Here is a 17,537-nt window from a genome sequence, read left to right on the forward strand (position 1 = left end):
GCTTACTTTGATTGCAGTATGTGTTTGCTGTAAAGCAAATCAATTGTGGCCGATTCAATCTGTGCGACGCTGACGGTCGCGCAGTTAAAGGCGACGTCGAAGAAGTCCGTCGTCGGCGTCTCGCCCGATAAAAACTTACGCAAAAAGACACGCTCCTGGTCGACGGATTGAATGCGACGCAGCGCCTCCTCTTTAGAAACCTTATCTCTTTCCATCACCCTGTCGAGCCGCCAGGCGACCGGTGCATAGAGCTGAATGTGAAGGGAGTCGGGGATGTTGCGTGCAAGCATGGCGCCGCCCCTTCCGACGATGACATAGCGACCGTCCGTGGCCATTTTTAGAACGATGTCGGCAACCTTCTTTTTGATCTTAACGTCTCCGGGCATCGGGTTGCCGGGAAGCGACCTGAAAAGATCAACAAGCGGATGCACGGGATGCGCCCTTCTGTAGATCTCGTTCACAAGAGATTCGGGTAGCTCGAAATGATCGGCCGCTTCTTTGAGTATCTCACGATTCACGGCCTTCCATTCGCCGCGGCTGCCATCGGCAAGCGTCTTGCGCGAGAGAGTGCCGGCCAGTTTTTCGGCAAGCGTAAAGCCAGGACAGCCGTATTCGCGCGATATGGTAACGACGGGACCGGGCTTCTTCGGTTCCACCTCGGGGCCGAATTCGGCAAGGCGCCTCTCTTTCAGGTATTTTAAGATTGCATGTTCCGGCATGGGCTGAGCCTTCCCATAATGCTAAAGAAAATCAAGCAAATTTTGCTCTCCGGCAATTGATGAGATCGTGAATCAAAATGATGCAGGACTCAAGGCGACGATCACGCTTGTAACAAGCATAAGGATTGCGACGGGCGCCCAGATCATACGTTCTCTTTTGCTCGGCGTTATAAGATTCAGTACAGTGGCGAGCAAGCTGAAGCCGACGACGGCCCAGATCGCTTTTACAGAAAGCTCGTAGAACTCTGAGCCGGCGATGCCCGCCCGCGCAAGCACGATAAACGTAATGAAGGCGAGTACAACGACCTGGACCAGAGCGGCGATGCGCATTGCCGATGGAAGCTTCCCGGGAAAACGCCCTCCCATTGCGAATTCGCCCCACGGAGCGCCCGCAGCAAGGGCGATCTGGAATAGGATAACTACAATCGTGCAGAGAGCGAAGACAGAGGCGGCGACTTCGGACGTTGTGATTCCGTTGCTGACGAACATCGCTCAGCGACGTCTGAATGGAATCGCTGTCAAACAGAAATACGAGAGCCGTTCTGTGACATTTCACCCATTTTGAAGCGATCAATTTCAAACGGCGAGTCACAGGAGTTTGCATGCCTTACATCAACCTACAGATCACAAAAGGAGCTTCGCGCGATCAAAAGAAGAAAATTGTCGAAGAATTCACCGATACCCTTGTGCGTGTTCTCGGAAAAAAACCCGAGCATACGCACATCGTAATCCAGGAAATCGAAGAAGAGGACTGGGGCTTCGCCGGCATGCTGACGGACGATTACAGGAAGCAGCATCAATAGATAATAAAATCGGGCTGGCGCGGCTCCGCCGAGAGAAATTCGAAGGCAGGCCGCCCTGCGTCGCTGTCAAGCAGCCGCTGGAAGTCGGGTGTTCCGGGTGGGTAAACGATGCGTCGTTCGATCAGGCCGAAAAACTTGATGGGTAACCTGTAAACCTGGCCGGGAAGCAGATCGCGAATCTTTCGCTCTGCAAGATCATCGAATCGATCCGTACGATAGCGAAACAGAGCCTCTTTGCCGTCCAGATCGTAAAAGACGACATGATTCCATTCTCTCCCGCGATAGCGCAGATACAGAAAATCCGGCAGCGGCTTCTGCTCTTTTAAGGCGTCTCTGAATTGAAAGAGGCGCATGTCTGATTCGCGAAGAAGTCCTTCGTAGGGGGCGGATCCGGCCGGTTGCGCCTGGGCCGTGCCCGAGGCGACAAGGCATAGGAGAGCGAGGATTGTTATGCGTGCGCTCACTTTCACAGCTCTTTCAGAACGCGCTCTGCCTCTTTGCGAACCTTCGGGCTTTCATCGTGTTTTGACTTGAACTCGACCAGATCGCGATACTCTTTTAACTTTAACTCGCCTATATAGCGGATGGCGCGAAAGCGCGTATTCGCATCGTCGTCCTGAGCGGCCGCCCGCAGCTCTTCTTTTACGGAATCGTCGCCCATGCGTATCATGGCGAGAATGGCCTGCTGTTTTAACATGTTCATGCGCGCACGCTGTCGCGAATCACGAATGTTGCGAATCTCGTCGAGCACGGCCTGCATCGCTTTCAGATATCGATCCCGGCTCTCGCCTGTGGCCTTGCCGCCGTCTTTTGCCGCCGTCTTTCCGAGAGAGTTAGCCGCATAGGAACGCATGACCAGATCGGCGTCTGTATCGGCGACGATTGCAAGAAGCTTCTCTTCCATTGAGATCGCCCGGATCGAGCCTGCATACAGCAAAATGCTGCGCCGGCTTTCCATTTCGGTCGCGGGGTTATCCAGAGCGTCAAGCAACCGCTTCGTGAATTCGGGCGATTCGTATTTCAGCGTGCCGAGCGTTCGAATAGCGGCGTGAATCACCGAGTCGTTCTCGTTTAGCTCAGACTCCGACACAAGCTTTGCCAGCTTTTCCCCGGCTTCTTTCAGCTCGATCTTGCGGATGCCTTTCAGCGCTTCGAGGCGAACGTTGCGCTCCGTATCGTCGAGTCCGGCGATGTAGGCCTCTTTCGCTTTTGACGTGGATACGCCTCCTTCAGCCAGAAAGCGGAGCGCAGATTCGCGCACGGCAGCATCGCGATCCGTTTTCACGATGAGAACGAGATCGTCGTAAAAGTCGGATTGCTCGTCTTTCTTGAGGCGCTTGAGGTCCCGGATAGCGCTACGGCGATCAGTGCTCGAAGCGTAGAGGATGCGTTTCTTTAAAAGGGAGAGCGCCTCTTTTCGCTTTTCAGGGGATTCCTGCTTTCCCGGCTTTTCGAGGGTTTTCTCGGGCTGCTCTTCGGGCTCTTCGTCTTCTATGCCGTCGGGGTCGGCCGGGTCCGGGAAGACAGGCCCGGGTTGGAGAGCGGTCAGGGCGAGCAAAAGCATAAGCGTCGGAGTTCCGACGTGACGTAATACGGGCATGATCGGGCGGACAATCGGCCGTATTGCGGGCGTCAGGCCGGGAAAAGGCTCAATTCTGCGATTCGATCTCCTGAACCTGCTCTTCAAGCTCGCGAACGCGGGCCTCAAGCCGGCGCAGCAGCCGGTGGTTCTCGACGTTGTCGCGATATCGGAGGATGAGCCTCTCAATATCGACATGAATCTCTTCCATATTCCAGGGTTTTTCCACATACAGGTTCAGGCCGCCGCGATTGATGGCGTCGATCGCGTCTTTCAGACCGGCCTGCCCTGTTAGAAGGATCTTGATCGTCTCGGGAAGCATACGATGCACTTCTTCGAGCAGTTCATCACCTTTCAGGCCGGGCATGACCTGGTCCGTAATAACTACTTCGACCGATCCGCCCTGAGACATTATATCTTTGATCAGAGCAAGGCCCTCTTCTCCGCTTGTAGCCAGCTCCACGTCATGTGAGGCGCCAAAGAAGCGAAGCAGCTGCTCCCGCAGCGTTTCGAGAACGGCTCGCTCGTCGTCGATGCAGATGATGAATCCTTTTTCCATAATAGCCTGAGATACCTGCCGTTTCTATCAGTGCCCGGCCGGTTTTCTATTCGAAAAACAGCGGCCCTCTGTTGCAAACCGAAAAAAGGTTGTTCCGGAGCAAGAAGTGGCAATTTCTTGCCCCATGCCTCCCACGTCGGAACTCCGCTACCTGAAAACCAGCCAGATTGTTCCGGGCAAAGGCATGAGCTTCACCCTTTACGAAGTCGAGGGTGCCGACACCATTCTGAGAATGCTGACCACCCTGCCCGATGTGGACGAGATTTCGATCTACCCGAAGCCTCCTGTGAAAAAACTCTTTGCTCCGGAGCGCTGCGAAACCGTTGCCGCCGAGGAGTTTCTGAAGCTCTGGGAAGAGGGCGAGTCGCGCCGGGCGTGATCCTCAGGGCTTCAGATCGGGCGGTTACTCACTGTCGGGTCGTTCAAGAACCGGGTAGAACCATAATGACAGCATTTAACGCAAAAACATACTTCGTGTTCGTTTGTTTTTTTATTGATTTTGTTTGATTCTTTTGGGTTGACCTGCGTAACTGGTCTTTTTACGTAATGCAAAAGCCTACTCTAAATAAGAGGGACAAGTATATGAATCAGTTTTCAAGAAAGGCCTCCGTACTGGTGGCCGGCGTGATGTCGCTGGCAATTCTGAGCAATTGTGGTGGCGATGACAACAACAATGATGCTCTGCTGCTTCTGGCGTTGCAGCAGCCCCCCGCATCGGGGTCAAATCCAACCATCGTAGGCTCCCCGGCAGCCATAACAACGACGCGTGGAGCAACCCTGGCTTCCTCTTCAGCGGGAAGCGCGGCCTCTCAGGCTGCCGGCATTTCGCCGACTGCCATGCAGGCAGAGCTGATGGCCAGTATGGCGCAGATTAAGGCGGCCGCACAACCGGCGGCAGCGCTGAGTTGGACCAATCAGCAGATTGATCTTTCAACGACTCCGGTCTCTTGCAACTATTGGCCTGGAGCGACTAAGGTTACTGAAATCTCAACGCCTACAGTTCAGGGCAGTTTTGCCTTCCGAACCGGTTCGAAAATCGTCATGAACGGTACCTATAACTCTACGTCCACAGGATCATATCCGAATACGAGTTCGACGTTGGATGCCGACTATACGATGAATTCTGACTTTGTAGTGGACTTTACAGAGTGTGGAGTGACGGCCTTCGACGTGAACAACCTTGCCGCCTGGGACGGAAAGTACACTACCATTCCTGTGAAAAGCCTTGTGATTACGGGCGACGTTACATTTCAGGGGACCAGCACGAGAAAACAGCAGGGGACCTCAACAATGAGCCTGAATGGCTCTATCTATAGCTCTGAATCCAACCAGAACAGTCAATTCAGTTCTCAGTTCACCTCGTCTTCGACAGCCATGAAGGTTGCGAATACGCTGGCCGAACTTGCATCGGCCACAGCGAGCACCTCCTCTCTGACCGGCAGCGGTTCGGGTACTCAGGTAACGAATACAAAGACTGTACTGAATACCGATACCTCTGAGTATCAGGATTTTTCGATGCTGATGAACTGGAGCACGACGGAAACCGTGAAAGGAACAGTGAACGGCGAGAACGTCGAGATCACGATTCCGATGACGCTCAGTTTCAGCTGCTCAAGCCTGAGTTCCTGCACTATGTAAAGCTATTTGATCAGACGCGAACTCAGTTCGCGTCTGATCCCCTCCGGGCATCTTCTATGAACCTCTGGCATTCTTTAACCATCTTTACTGTCTTTATTCTTTCCTGCTCCCATCCTCCACAGGCCGCCTTCGATCATTACCTGAATCATCTGAAATCAGGAAAGGCCGAGCCTTATAAAGAGCTCACTCTGAATGGCAAGCCGTTGCCATTTCTTGTCGGGCCGCCGATCAAGGCGCGCGACGACTTATTTCGAATGATCGTCTCAAAGGCTCGCATCGAAACGCTCTCTTTTTCGAAGGGCGAGGACCGGGTTATCTATAAAGTTAAGATTCATACCCTTGATACGGAGAAACTCCTGGCGCAAACCCTCATGCATGTTGCCGTGATGCAACGTGTAGCCGTTGCTCCCGTTCCACCGGAGCAGCTGGAGGCTATTCCGTTTATTGAGATGTATCGCCTGGCTCTATTGCCTGATGCGCCGAAGAAGACCTTGCTTTCAGAGATTCACGTTGTGAAGAAAGACGCGAAGTGGGTCGTCGAGCCCCCTCCCGCATTCATCGGTGCACTGTTCGGCTTCGAAGGCCCTGACGCTCCGCCGGCCGTTACGCAGTGAGGTCTGTATATGCTGACGCGCATCCTCTCGCTGACGGTTCTCTGTTCTTTATCGGTTTCAGCCTGTACGAAAAGAGACGCTGCCTCAGATTCCCTGATGGAAGGGCTGCTGCTGGCCAGTGCCGGAGCAGGGGCATTCTGCGGTCTGAGTTCCGACGGGATTGCCATGGCGGGCGAAGTCCTTCTTGATGTCACCAGTTCGAGCCCGTCTTTGATTGAAGAGTTGAAAGCGCGTGATTCTTCGCTTGCCATAATCTCATCCGGTTCAGGCCTCCTCCGAGTACAGACAGAGCGCAGCTCTGAGTGGTTCAAAGGGATTCGAGGAGTGCGAAGTGCTCAAAGAAATTTCGTCTACCATATGCAGGCCACACCGGATGATGCCCTGTATGCCGATCTTTCCTGGCCTGCATTGATTGCGGCGCCGGCAGTTTGGGATCAGAGATCTGACTGCTCCTCCGTCGTTATAGCCGTCATTGACTCGGGTATCGGGCTTGGTCACTCCGAATTTGCCGGGCGATTGTGGACCAACTCCGGTGAGATTCCCGATAACGGTATTGATGACGATGGAAACGGTTTTGCTGACGATGTGCACGGCTGGGATTTTATCGAAGACGATGCAACGCCGGATGATCGTTACGGTCACGGCACGCATGTGGCAGGACTGATCGGTGCGGCCGGCAATAACGGGGATGGCGTGACCGGAATTTGCTGGAATGCTCGCATCATGGTGTTGAAGGTTTTCGACGCAGCCGGGTTAACCACTACGGACCGCGTGGTTCGGGCTCTGGACTACGCCGTTGAAAACGGAGCATCGGTTATCAACCTCAGCCTCGGCGGTACAGGAGGAGCGAACGGCGATCTGACGTATGGGGCTCTTGAAAGGGCTCGATCGAGCGATGTACTCGTCATTGCCGCCGCAGGTAATGAGGGGCGGGATAACGACATCGAGCCCTTTTTTCCTGCATCTTATGATCTGGATAATATCATCGCCGTTGCCTCCAGTTCCAGTGCCGACGGTATTAGCTCTTTTTCGAACTATGGAGCTGTATCGGTCGATATGGCGGCTCCGGGCGAATCAGTCCTGTCCACCTTCCCCTTCCTGAACGGAAAAACGGATTTCGAGGCGTTTGACTCGATCCAGGATTGGCGTCACGTTTCTGCCTCGTGGCGAGTGGAAGAAGTGGATGCTGTAGACAAACGGCTCTGTGGACTCAGCGATCCTTCGGGAGCGGGCAGCAGATACACGGCAAACTCCGATTCCATGGCATTCCGTCAGTACGATCCTGAGGGAGAGGGGCCTGTTAGAGTTTCTTTTCTCGCAAAGATCGATACGGAGCCCCTACATGATCGTTTCGAAGTCCTCTGGGGAACAGGCTCTTCCGCTCCTCAGAATTTGCTGACCTATGCAACTGGCCCGCGATTCCAGACAGTCGGCTGGATCCAGTATTCTTTTCTCATTGAAGAGAGCGGTCCGATTCAGCTTGGCTTTCGCCTGAAGTCCAACAGCAGCGTTGAGGCTGAGGGAGTGACTGTTTCTGCCCTGTCTCTGAGCAGGCAGAATGATGTTTCCGCCTATAAAAGGATGTCTGGAACATCCATGGCCACACCGCTGGTTGCCGGTGCAGCTGCTCTATTGCGCAGCGCAGATCCGAGCTGCCCATACTTAGATATTAAGAACGCCCTCCTTGCCGGAGGTCGACCCGCCCCGGCCTTTGCCGGGAAGTCGGGTACAGGCCGCATCCTGGATCTGCCGGGTGCTGCGGCAAACGGGGGCACCTGCTTGTTTCCATGAAAAGGCAGATCGTTGTAAGAATACATTTAAAAAACAGACTGAATGTTCTTTTTCTGGAAAATAGCGTATGTGACTTTGTTCAGTCTTTATGGCGACTGATCTCAAAGAAACCCATGGCCCTGGTCTATTATTGTGCCTGTTGCTGCTTACCTCCTGTATGCAGGCCGAGAAGGTCAGCCTCGATTCATCGGGCCTGGAAGGCCTTTTACTGAACGGGATTACTTTGAATGCAAATTCTTCAGCAGGTGATACCGGTGGAGGCGGAGATGGAGGCGGAGATGGGGATGGTGGGGGACCGACCACGCCGCCTGTGGCGCTGACGATGACGGCTTCGACACCAGCCTCGCTTTCGTCTCAGGATCTGCTTCTGGGCCGAAATGGCATTTCTATCACCATGAGCGAAACGCTCGACGATTCCGTTTCTCCGGTAGTGCACCTTTACATTGTTCGCTCGGGAACGGCCTATGAGCTGACCGGCTTGAATGAGACCGTTGCGGTAACCGGAAACTCTATCACTGTGGATCCTCATCTGCATGTCTGGCCCGGTATAGTTCGGATTCGTGTGGTCATAGAAAAGGCCAGTCTACGCACGGTCGACGGACGCTCGCCAGCTTCCGATATCAGCCTTGAATTCACTACGGCCGATACAAGTGGCCTCTACAGGGCTCCGATTCCGTTAACACGGACATACACGAACAGTGGCGGGGGCACACCTTACTATTCTGAGCCGGCCAGCGGGATGTACTGGATGCCCTGTGTGCAGGGGCGCAGCGGAGCCGATTGTTCAAGCGGTGTCGTTCAGCTCTTTACGTTTGAGCAGGCTCAAGCAGCCTGTGGAGCTCTGAATGCCGGTAGCGGGTACGGCGGCCTGAAAGGATGGCGTGTTCCGACAATAACCGAACTGGAAACCCTGCCCGATTACGGCAGAGTGAACCCGGCTATCAGTCCGACCTTCCCCGCAACGTGGTCTCTTCCTCATTGGACAAGCAGTTCCCGAGGGGCGGATGATGCCTTTGCCTGGACAGTAGATTTTCATGCAGGTGAAGTGCTTCTCAAAAATAAAGCCGAGAGCTTTCCTGTTCGATGCGTGCTGGATCAGCACGGATTCCATACAGACTCTGTGAGTCATGGGTTCACCTGGGATACGGATGAATTTGGAAGCACCTACTTGACGGACGGATACAGCTCTTTGCCGAAATTTGATATGTGTCCGTATGGATATTCTGCGGGCGGCCTTTCCTGCGTCGGTTCAGGAAGCGAGCTTGCCGCACAGGCCACGATCCGTACCGCCTGTCAGGCAAGAGAACCGGATTTTTTTCAGACTCAGCTCGCTTCGGTCAATGACATGAAATATATCATGCGACGGTTCAACCCGTCGGGTATGGCTCCGGGGCTTGCCACTGGAAACAGTAAAATCTACTGGACCGATACAAGGTTGGTGGGGAATCCATCACTGGGTTTCGCGGTAAACATCGCTACAGGCGAGATCTTCCTTGTAGATGTAAACACATTCAATACGGGGCGCTGCATCGTTGTTGCTCCGATTATTCTGGGTTAACAGTTCTATGAATACCGGCGTAAAATCCATAGGCCTGCTTGTTCTTGTTTTGTTATCAGCCTGCATGCAGGCCGAGAAGGGCTTCTGCTGAACGGGGTTGCATTGAATGCTAATTCTTCAGCAGGCAATAACGGTGGAGGCGGAGGCGGAGACGGCGGCGGATCGACCGGCACGGCACCCGTCATGCTGGACGCCAATCCTGATGCAGCCGATGGTGTCGTCTTCGTCAATGTGCACTTCTCAGGGCTTTATTTTGACTTTGATACGAACTTGCGAGCGACAGATACGCCAACCGTCAAGGTGGCCTTCTGGAACGGCAGCGTATGGGAAGAGCCTTCGAATCTGAATATTACGACATCCATATCGGGCTCACGGCTAACCGTTCAAACCGGTCTGGTCTTTTTTCCAGAGAACACCCGCGTTCGTGTCACCGTCGTCGGTTCCACGCTGCACAGCGCCGACGGTCTTGCCGGCACACAGGACTTCACGACAGAATTCCTCACAAACAAGATCGGGCCCCGCGTGATAACGACAGGATCGGGCAGATTTCAGTCAGCGACTTTAAGCGGAAATGATGTAGTAATTGATAATGCGACGACTATCCGCTGGACGAAGTGCGCACTCGGAACGGCCGCGGATTGCAGTGGAACTCCGCAGCTCTATTCACAGGGCCAGGCGATGGGGGCCTGTGCAGCTTTAAATACGATGAATAGCGGAGCGGGTTATGCAGGGCGTACGAACTGGCGCCTGCCGTCTATCGAAGAACTTGAAAGCCTTCCGGACTTTGAGCGAACCCAGCCGCTTCTTCCGTCGGCTAACTTTCCGAACCTCACAAGCGGGCAGTACTGGTCGATGAGCGCCGTGGGGCCCACCAGCACGCTTGCCTGGAGCATGAACCTTTATACGGGAGAACAGAACCAGACGGGACGAGCAACGGCGCTTCCGGTTCGATGTCTCAGCGATGAAGCAGGGTTTGGGCCATACAATTCTGGCAGCATTACGAGCGGTGGAGGATACAGGTTAGACGAAGACGGGTTGTCCATCTCGTACTACAGGCTGGATCTCTTCCCGACCTACTATTTTTTAACATGCGCGCTCGGGTTCTCATCGGTTTACTCCGGCAGCTATCTCTGCGAGACGCCACAGACTATTGCGGGAGTGCATTCTGAGCGCGTTGCTGCATGCGCCGCTGTGTCAGGTCGAAGGGCTCCAGCCATAGACGAGCTCCTGTTGATACTCCGTCGTGAACTGCCCGCAACGGGCTACAGGGCTGCGGATTTTTACGGAGCCGGCGGCGATACCATCGTCTGGTCGTCTACGACTGCAGCGGGAAGCAAGGCCTATGCCGTTGATTTTCAGACCGGAGCAATCAAGCTTTTGCCGCAGGCTGAATCACACGCCATCCGTTGTTTGCGGACGGCTGCGCCGTTTTAATCCTCGTTGAAGCAGAGAATCATCGCCGATCCGCGCTCGGGTAGCAGCGTTAACTGAAGCGCTGTGAGCACGGCGACGACGCGATCGGCGTCGACAAGAGAGGCGTGATCGAAGCGGTCAACGACTTCGATGCGGGCCCGCTCCGGCGCTTCGCCGAAAAGCTCCGAGACGCGATGACCGTTTGCCGGGTCGCGCAGGATGACGAACTGTTCGAATCGATCAAGGCCGCGATCAAGCACGACTCCTGCGGGGCAGCGGATGCGCGAAAGCACTTCACCGACGCGTCCGCCCAGAGGCTCGTCTGCGGCGAAGAGGCCGGCAGCTCCAAGAAAAAGATAATCCGGATTAAAGGCTTCGGTGTGCCGGACGATGGCGTCGGTAATGTTCGCCGCTTCTCTGTAAACGAAGCGAACGCGTGTTTGCAGCTCATCGGCGACGGATTTCAGGCGATCGAAGGATTCGGCGGTGTTATATGCCGCCTCTTCTCGGGGCACCGTCGGATCAGGCGAAAAATGAATGGCCTGAAGTTCTGCGGTCGGTCGCAAGAGATGCGCCAGCCTCAAAAGCAATTCGCCCATGCGCGGACGTCCGAATGATATTAGAATACGATCGCTCATGGCCTGAGAGGAGGAAATCAGGAGGATCGGTTTTCGTCAAGGGAAACGGAGGAGGGGAATATGCCCAGGGGCGGAATCGAACCACCGACACATGGATTTTCAGTCCATTGCTCTACCGACTGAGCTACCTGGGCGACCGTTGCAGACACTGTTTTCCCTGCCGGGAGTCGTGTCAATCGAAATCACTCTCTGGCTTCCGGGCCCGCAGGAATACGTTATGGTCGAAGTCGTTCCGGTGGCCGGGCTCCGTAACGAGTCGTTCAAACGTATCATACGGCAGATTCTGCATCAGAGCAAAAGAAGACCGGTACTCTTCAACGCTGATCTTTCCGCAGAAGAGGTTGGACTGGAACTGATAGATGCGGTGTTCCATCAGGAACTGAAGCGTGTCAAGATCCTCGACGGCCTCGGCCGTGATGGCCGCCTCTCTGTTATCGGCCAGCCTTTTACAATAGGCGATGAAGGCCAGGTTATCCAGGAACTTCGTCTGATCTTCGTTGGCCTTGAACCGAAAGCTCATCGGATCAAGCTTGAATTCGCGAATCATGATACCGAGATCAAGGATGACCTGATGGCTCTGACTTTTAACTCCGAAATCGTCGGCGGCGAAACCGATGCCGTATTGCCAGAACAGTTTGCAAACCTCTTTAAGAGAAGCGCGTCTTTCTTCATAGGGCTTCTCTACGAGTTCAAAGAGCATGCGTTCCGGTTCGAGGCCGATGCTCTGAATGAGTCCGTGCAGTCGCTTGACTTTCAGTTCATCGTGAAAGGTATCGATGAAGGATTGCGGCGAGATGTTAAACTTCAATTTGCCGGGAAGCCCCTCAGATGCGAGGATGAGTTTCTCGAGAATCAGCAACTCGAAGCGATTGAGATCCTGGTCGTCGGGCAGATCGGCGATCAGGTCGCGGTAATGAGCATAGTGGCCTCCGCCGATGAAAAGCTCGCCCCCTTTTACGGAGAATGTGTTCGTCGCCGGATCAAAGGCGACGGCCGGTTGAATCATCGCCTCGCGCTTCGATCCCGATAGATACATATTGGCTCTGTTGAAGAACGTCCACTTCCAGCGAGTCACGTTATCGTTCAGATTCTTGAGCGACGTTCCGTACAGCTCGCGATAGATCTCGACGCTGGCTGAGAGATAGTTACACGGCGTACGGCCGACTCCAAATTCAAAGGCGCAGAGCCCGTTTTTTGCGCATTCGTCCTGAAATCGACCGACGGCTCCGTCGATGTTCGGAATCTCGGTGCGGTCGTTGCGCGGAGAGAGACAGAGCAGAACGGTGTTCAGTTCTTCGAGCACGAGAAAGCCGAAGTCGATGTCGGTGGCGTTGACCAGCGAATGGATCTCTTCGTAGAGCAGGGAGGCGAAATCATCGAGAGGAAGACTGATTCTTTCAAAGCGGATGAGGAAAAGCGGACGTCCGCGGTTTACGGCAATAAAGCGCCTGATAAACGTTTCTTCTTCCCTGAATAGAGTGTCTTCGAGCATGAGCCACTGCGATCGCCCGCAGCGGCGACGATGTCAAGGTCAATCCTGTCGGTTCTGACAGGATTGATAGGAGTTTGTAGCGAATGAGGTTCGCCGGGTACGAAAAACTGTTGATCGGGTTTCCAGAATAGAAGAAACTGGCGGCATGGCCGATATCAAGGACTTCAACGTCCCCCCCCTTCCTGCCGTTGTTATGAAAGTCATGCAGTACGATCATACTTCGGCCGATGCCTCCGTTCACGACATCGAAAAGATCGTCGAAGGAGATAAGGGGGTGGCCGCCGAGGTCTTGAGAGTCGCTAACTCCGCCTTTTACGGACGATCAGGGAAGATCAAGATTCTCAAAGATGCGGTGACCCTGCTCGGTCTGAAGGCCCTGAAGAACCTCGTCATCTTTCTCGGTACAAAAGCCATGAATTCGAGCGTCAAAGATAAGACTCTGCGACGCTATGTGAACGAGCTGCCGATCGTCACAGCCCTTCTCGGCAAAGATATCGCGCATGATTTGAAGAAGAACGACATCGGCGAAGAGGTGTTTCTTGCCGGTCTTCTGCATAAGATCGGCATGAGCATCCTTGCTTTGAATAAATCCGAGCACTATGCGTTTCTTGTGCAACAGGTCGAGCAGAACGGCTTTGATCTGAACGAGATGGAGCAGAATTCGTATCAGGTGAGCAACGAAGTCCTCGGTCGCTCGACGGCCGAGAACTGGAAGCTGCCCGACGAGTTCGTGCGATGCGCCGGCATCGGGCCTCATACGAAGTTAGGCGATCTTCAATCCGACATGGAGCGCATCACCTACGTCGCATCGATCCTATCGATGCAGCTTCTGGGATTGCCCGTCACTCCCTCCGTCGCCTCGAATGCATCGGCCGTTTATGAATACATGGGCGGAGAAGGCGATCCAGCCGCCGTCTATGCAGGCGGAACGGTATTTGAAACGATCAAGGCGCATCCGTTTTATCAGATGGCCGTAAACTGAAATGTCCACACGTCGTCCGCATCGCATCCTCATCGTCGAGGACGATGAAACGCAGGCGCAGATGCTGCGGCATTTCATCGCGATGTGGGGATACGAGATTCAAGTGGCGATGACGGGCGAAGACGCCATCAGCGCCCTTGACACCTATCAGCCCGATCTCGTACTGCTCGATCTCTATCTTCCAGGCATTCCCGGCCTCGACGTATTGAAGCAGATTCGCGAGAAGAGCAAGCTACAGGATATTCCCGTCTTCGTCGTTTCGGCCGATGATAGCGAAGAGATTAAGATCGTATCGATGTCGTCGGGAGCGAGCGAATTCTTAAGCAAGCCCGTCGTCATGGCAGATCTTGTGATGAAGATTCAAACGGCTCTTGAACTGCTTGAATCGCGCCGCACCATCGAAGAGCTGAACCGCAAACTTGAAAAAGAGAAGAAGCGCCTGCTGCGTTATTTTTCAGAAGACCTCGTTGAAAAGATATTAACCGAAGAGATCCCGGCTGAGTTAGGCGGCGATATCGTTCCCGCATCGGTCATGTTTTTTGACATCAGGGGCTCCACGCCGATGGCCGAGAAGATGGGCCCGAAAAACTACGCTACCTTTATCAGTGATCTTTTCGCCGACATCATGGATATCATCTTCGCGAACAGAGGATCGGTGAACGAACTTCTTGGCGACGGTATTCTTGCAACGTTTGGATGCCCCGTTCCCACCGACGACGACGCCTTCAACGCCATCCGCACGGCCGTTGATATTCGCACCTACGTGCAGAACTTCAACTCCATGGTCGTCGATAAGATCGGATACGGCATCGGCATAGCGACGGGTCGAATCTTCGCCGGCAATATCGGCTCCATTCGCCGCATGAAGTATGCCGTGATGGGCGATCCCGTAAACGCGGCGGCCCGCATCCAGGATATGACGAAAGAGCTGAACGCTCCGATACTGTTCGATCATCATTCCTTCCAGCCGATTCGTAATCGCGTGCGGGCCCATTCGCACGGGCATTTCAAGCTTCGCGGAAAGGAAGAGGTGATCGAGATCCTGAGCCTTGATGAAAGACATCCTTTTATTGATAAGAAGCTCGATACCGAAGACGAACCCGCTCCGCAGAGCGGCCTGTTTCAGATGTTTCACGAGCGCGATCGCTTTATAGACGGTTGATATTAAAAACGGTTGATGATCCGATCAGCGCCAGGCAGGCCTGACGTTTTATCGACGCAAGGTACACGATTTCCCGAAGCGGCTAACGTTCTTTACTACCGGTCGAACCTTACTTCACGTCGATCACGAGCCGGAATCCGGCCTTATCGAGCTCAGAGGCCGGCATGCGCGCTTCGGCCCGCGCACGATCGGCGGGAAGATAGAACGCTCCTCCGCGAAGCACCCGCCGGATCCTGCCCATGTAGCGTTGAAACCGTGCACCGGGATACGGCGCATAATAGGACGACGTCCACTCCGGGGCGTTTCCGCACATGCCCACAAGGCCGCGGCGATTCTTATCCTGCAGCTCGTTCACGGCCACCGATCTGCCATGTTCGAGCGTTATACATCCCGTCGGATCTGCTCCGGCCGGATACGAGGGCGGAGATTCGCTGAATTCGTCGATGCCTTCGCGCTCGCGCAATCCGCCGCGGGCCGCAAGCTCCCACTCCCACTCGGTGGGCAGACGTTTACCCGTCCAGCGGGCGTAGGCCTGAACGTCGGCGAAGGTCGCATAAACGAAGGGATGATCGGCCTGGTCGGCCGGGAATCCTTCTTTCCATTCCGGCGGCATCGCATGCCCGGTTTTCTTGCAGAAGCGATAGTACTCCTGATTCGTCACCTCCGTGCGATCCATATAGAAGGCTCGGATGTGCGGCGTGACGCTCACCTCTCTTTCGTAGAAGTGCGGATTGAAATCGTCGCCCGCTTCGTCGGTTCCCTGTCCGAAGACGAGATAGTCCTCGGGAATGTACAACATCTCTTTCTTGTCGACGGCATGGCGTATAAGCGTCGGCCGCTCCTTCTTGCGCGAAAGTATGCGTGCAGGTGGATCGATCCTTTTTACGGGCAGATACTCCCCAAACGCAAAGCCGGCGCGGATCTCGGAGGTCGGTTCGACTAACATAGCATTCATATTCAAGACGCCGCCCGATTCGTTGAGACGTGTGATGCGGCATCGGGCCGTCTCGCTTCCGTCTTCAGAGACTATGATCCACTCTCGATCCGACCACACAAAGTAGGCCTCGACGGCATCGGGCGAACGATGCTTGAGAAAGCCGGGACGCTCCGCTTTAAGAATCAGCTCGGACTGTGATCGGATCTGACTGATGACGCCACGCCTCTCGAATCGCACCGGCTCATCGGCGCTGAGCGTTGATGCGGCGACCAGCAGCAGGGAAGCCATCAGAGAAACTATCACAGGCAAGGCCTGCGTGAAAGCGCTCTCTCTCTGGCCTTGTATATATGAAGAAAAACGACGTTTCACGGACATTCACCCACTGATCGTAGTATCGGTTTCTTTCGAGTGCAGTGTGTTATTTTTTTTAAGCTTCGAGAATGATGTCGAAACAACTCTTATCGTATGCGACTGTCGCTTTTCTGAAGCAAAACCTTGACGGATTCCGTAAAAGGTTGGTCCCTGTCGTAAACAGGAGGAGTTATGAAGATCATTAAGACTGCAGGGGCCGTTCTCGCGGCCGTCATCATCGTGCCGTTACTTGTGGCGGCCATTCTACCGAAAGAGTATACGGTGAAGCGATCGACGGTTATAGAGCGTTCGGCCGAAGAGGTCTTTTCTTATATAAAGATGCTCAAGAACCAGGATAACTACAGCGTATGGGCGAAGATGGATCCCGACATGAAGCGTGACTTTCGCGGCACTGACGGAACGGTCGGTTTCGTAAGCGCCTGGGACAGTGAAAAAGAGGATGTCGGCAAAGGCGAACAGGAAATCAAAAAGATCGACGAAGGCAAGCGCATCGATACGGAGCTTCGCTTTATCGAGCCGTTTGAATCGATAAGCGACGCCTATATGACGACGGAGCAGCTCGCCGATGGAAAAACAAGAGTCGTCTGGGGATTTCACGGTCGGATGAGTTATCCGATGAATCTCATGATGCTTTTTATGGATTTCGATGGCATGATCGGCAAGGACTTTGAGACGGGATTGGCCGATCTGAAGAAGATCCTCGAAGCCGAAAAGACAGGCCCATAAAGAAAGCCTGCTAAAGTAAGGCCTGTTCGAGAAGATCGAGATAGTTATTGGAACAGTCACTTTGCGAATCCCTATCGGAGGAAAATGATGTCAGAAAAAAGATCGTTCAGCCCGTATCTGTTCTTTCCTGGAAACGCCGAAGAGGCCTTTCTTTTTTATAAGAAGGCCTTCGGCGGTGAATTTTCATCGGTGATGCGTTATAAGGATCTGGAGGGACAGGAATTCCCGCCCGACGCCGTCGAGAAGATCATGCATATCTCGTTGCCGATAAGCGAGGGATTGGAGCTGATGGCCTCTGATTCCATCGAGTCGATGGGCCCGGGGTTAGTCGTCGGCAATAATTTCGCCGTCTCGATCGATGTGCAGAGCCGCAAAGAGGCCGACCGTTTGTTCGAACAGCTCTCGTCAGGCGGTAAGGTTCACTCGGCGATGAAAGAAGAATTCTGGGGCTCTTACTTCGGCATGCTCGCCGATCGCTTCGGAATTCAGTGGATGATTTCGAGTAAGTAAGGCCTCTTTTCATGGGAGGCCTTTTTCTTCTGGATTTCCTGACC

The 17,537-nt window shown here is 54.1% G+C and carries 19 protein-coding genes and 1 tRNA gene; 11 read left to right on the forward strand and 9 right to left on the reverse strand.

Annotated elements, in window-relative coordinates; genetic code table 11:
- Positions 1-2 precede the first annotated feature (2 nt).
- Together LEPIL_RS17775 and LEPIL_RS17780 are read right to left on the reverse strand one after the other, a co-directional pair.
- Positions 3-719 carry a cytidylate kinase-like family protein gene (locus LEPIL_RS17775; RefSeq protein ID WP_002774620.1) on the reverse strand — a complete coding sequence of 239 codons (717 nt, stop codon included), beginning with the start codon at positions 717-719 and terminating at the stop codon, positions 3-5.
- Positions 720-791: 72 nt separating this feature from the next.
- A complete protein-coding gene (locus LEPIL_RS17780) occupies positions 792-1,208 on the reverse strand; it encodes a hypothetical protein (RefSeq protein ID WP_002774621.1) in 417 nt (138 codons plus the stop codon).
- A gap of 113 nt (positions 1,209-1,321) precedes the next feature.
- Here LEPIL_RS17780 and LEPIL_RS17785 point away from each other — a divergent pair, with 113 nt between their 5' ends.
- Complete coding sequence (locus LEPIL_RS17785) at positions 1,322-1,522, forward strand: tautomerase family protein (RefSeq protein WP_002774622.1); 201 nt, start codon at positions 1,322-1,324, stop codon at positions 1,520-1,522.
- Here the strand turns inward: LEPIL_RS17785 and LEPIL_RS17790 are convergent.
- The 3 genes from LEPIL_RS17790 to LEPIL_RS17800 are packed head-to-tail and all read right to left on the reverse strand — an operon-like array spanning position 1,516 to position 3,660.
- A complete protein-coding gene (locus LEPIL_RS17790; protein ID WP_040919089.1) occupies positions 1,516-1,986 on the reverse strand; it encodes a hypothetical protein in 471 nt (156 codons plus the stop codon). The two genes, LEPIL_RS17785 and LEPIL_RS17790, sit on opposite strands and share 7 nt — an antisense overlap.
- A gap of 2 nt (positions 1,987-1,988) precedes the next feature.
- A complete protein-coding gene (locus LEPIL_RS17795) occupies positions 1,989-3,122 on the reverse strand; it encodes a HEAT repeat domain-containing protein (protein WP_002774624.1) in 1,134 nt (377 codons plus the stop codon).
- A 49-nt stretch (positions 3,123-3,171) separates the two neighbouring features.
- Entirely contained in the window at positions 3,172-3,660 is a 489-nt protein-coding gene (locus tag LEPIL_RS17800) for a response regulator (RefSeq protein WP_002774626.1), read from the reverse strand.
- A gap of 124 nt (positions 3,661-3,784) precedes the next feature.
- On the opposite strand from LEPIL_RS17800, the gene LEPIL_RS17805 reads away from it, so the two are divergent.
- From LEPIL_RS17805 to LEPIL_RS17830, 6 genes are all read left to right on the forward strand, one after another.
- Entirely contained in the window at positions 3,785-4,039 is a 255-nt protein-coding gene (locus LEPIL_RS17805) for a hypothetical protein (RefSeq protein ID WP_002774628.1), read from the forward strand.
- A gap of 203 nt (positions 4,040-4,242) precedes the next feature.
- Entirely contained in the window at positions 4,243-5,298 is a 1,056-nt protein-coding gene (locus LEPIL_RS17810) for a hypothetical protein (RefSeq protein ID WP_002774630.1), read from the forward strand.
- A gap of 56 nt (positions 5,299-5,354) precedes the next feature.
- On the forward strand, positions 5,355-5,912 hold the full coding sequence (locus tag LEPIL_RS17815; protein WP_002774632.1) for a hypothetical protein: 558 nt from the start codon (positions 5,355-5,357) through the stop codon (positions 5,910-5,912).
- Between the two features lie 357 nt (positions 5,913-6,269).
- On the forward strand, positions 6,270-7,703 hold the full coding sequence (locus tag LEPIL_RS22540; protein ID WP_169314832.1) for a S8 family peptidase: 1,434 nt from the start codon (positions 6,270-6,272) through the stop codon (positions 7,701-7,703).
- Between the two features lie 157 nt (positions 7,704-7,860).
- Positions 7,861-9,261, forward strand: a complete 1,401-nt coding sequence (locus LEPIL_RS22545; protein ID WP_157135109.1) for an Lcl C-terminal domain-containing protein — start codon at positions 7,861-7,863, stop codon at positions 9,259-9,261.
- Positions 9,262-9,363: 102 nt separating this feature from the next.
- Positions 9,364-10,695 carry an Lcl C-terminal domain-containing protein gene (locus LEPIL_RS17830; RefSeq protein WP_040919091.1) on the forward strand — a complete coding sequence of 444 codons (1,332 nt, stop codon included), beginning with the start codon at positions 9,364-9,366 and terminating at the stop codon, positions 10,693-10,695.
- Here LEPIL_RS17830 and LEPIL_RS17835 read toward each other — a convergent pair.
- The 3 genes from LEPIL_RS17835 to LEPIL_RS17845 all read right to left on the reverse strand — a co-directional run bounded on the left by LEPIL_RS17835 (position 10,692) and on the right by LEPIL_RS17845 (position 12,804).
- Complete coding sequence (locus LEPIL_RS17835) at positions 10,692-11,312, reverse strand: hypothetical protein (protein WP_040919092.1); 621 nt, start codon at positions 11,310-11,312, stop codon at positions 10,692-10,694. The genes LEPIL_RS17830 and LEPIL_RS17835 overlap by 4 nt on opposite strands.
- A gap of 61 nt (positions 11,313-11,373) precedes the next feature.
- Positions 11,374-11,446: transfer RNA gene (locus LEPIL_RS17840), tRNA-Phe, on the reverse strand.
- Between the two features lie 38 nt (positions 11,447-11,484).
- Positions 11,485-12,804: an EAL domain-containing protein gene (locus tag LEPIL_RS17845; RefSeq protein ID WP_002774637.1), complete on the reverse strand. Its 1,320-nt coding sequence runs from the start codon at positions 12,802-12,804 to the stop codon at positions 11,485-11,487.
- Between the two features lie 145 nt (positions 12,805-12,949).
- On the opposite strand from LEPIL_RS17845, the gene LEPIL_RS17850 reads away from it, so the two are divergent.
- Together LEPIL_RS17850 and LEPIL_RS22550 are read left to right on the forward strand one after the other, a co-directional pair.
- The gene (locus tag LEPIL_RS17850) at positions 12,950-13,786 is read left to right on the forward strand and encodes an HDOD domain-containing protein (protein WP_002774638.1); all 837 of its coding nucleotides are present in this window, start codon (positions 12,950-12,952) and stop codon (positions 13,784-13,786) included.
- Position 13,787: 1 nt separating this feature from the next.
- Positions 13,788-14,948: an adenylate/guanylate cyclase domain-containing protein gene (locus tag LEPIL_RS22550; protein ID WP_002774639.1), complete on the forward strand. Its 1,161-nt coding sequence runs from the start codon at positions 13,788-13,790 to the stop codon at positions 14,946-14,948.
- 109 nt (positions 14,949-15,057) lie between these two features.
- Here LEPIL_RS22550 and LEPIL_RS22555 read toward each other — a convergent pair whose 3' ends face one another.
- On the reverse strand, positions 15,058-16,173 hold the full coding sequence (locus LEPIL_RS22555) for a formylglycine-generating enzyme family protein (RefSeq protein ID WP_157135110.1): 1,116 nt from the start codon (positions 16,171-16,173) through the stop codon (positions 15,058-15,060).
- Positions 16,174-16,428: 255 nt separating this feature from the next.
- Between LEPIL_RS22555 and LEPIL_RS17865 the strand changes: the two genes are divergently transcribed.
- Entirely contained in the window at positions 16,429-16,983 is a 555-nt protein-coding gene (locus LEPIL_RS17865) for an SRPBCC family protein (protein ID WP_002774641.1), read from the forward strand.
- 87 nt (positions 16,984-17,070) lie between these two features.
- Positions 17,071-17,493 carry a VOC family protein gene (locus tag LEPIL_RS17870; RefSeq protein ID WP_002774642.1) on the forward strand — a complete coding sequence of 141 codons (423 nt, stop codon included), beginning with the start codon at positions 17,071-17,073 and terminating at the stop codon, positions 17,491-17,493.
- Positions 17,494-17,537: the final 44 nt, after the last annotated feature.

Source organism: Leptonema illini DSM 21528, assembly GCF_000243335.1.
Classification (GTDB): domain Bacteria; phylum Spirochaetota; class Leptospiria; order Leptospirales; family Leptonemataceae; genus Leptonema; species Leptonema illini.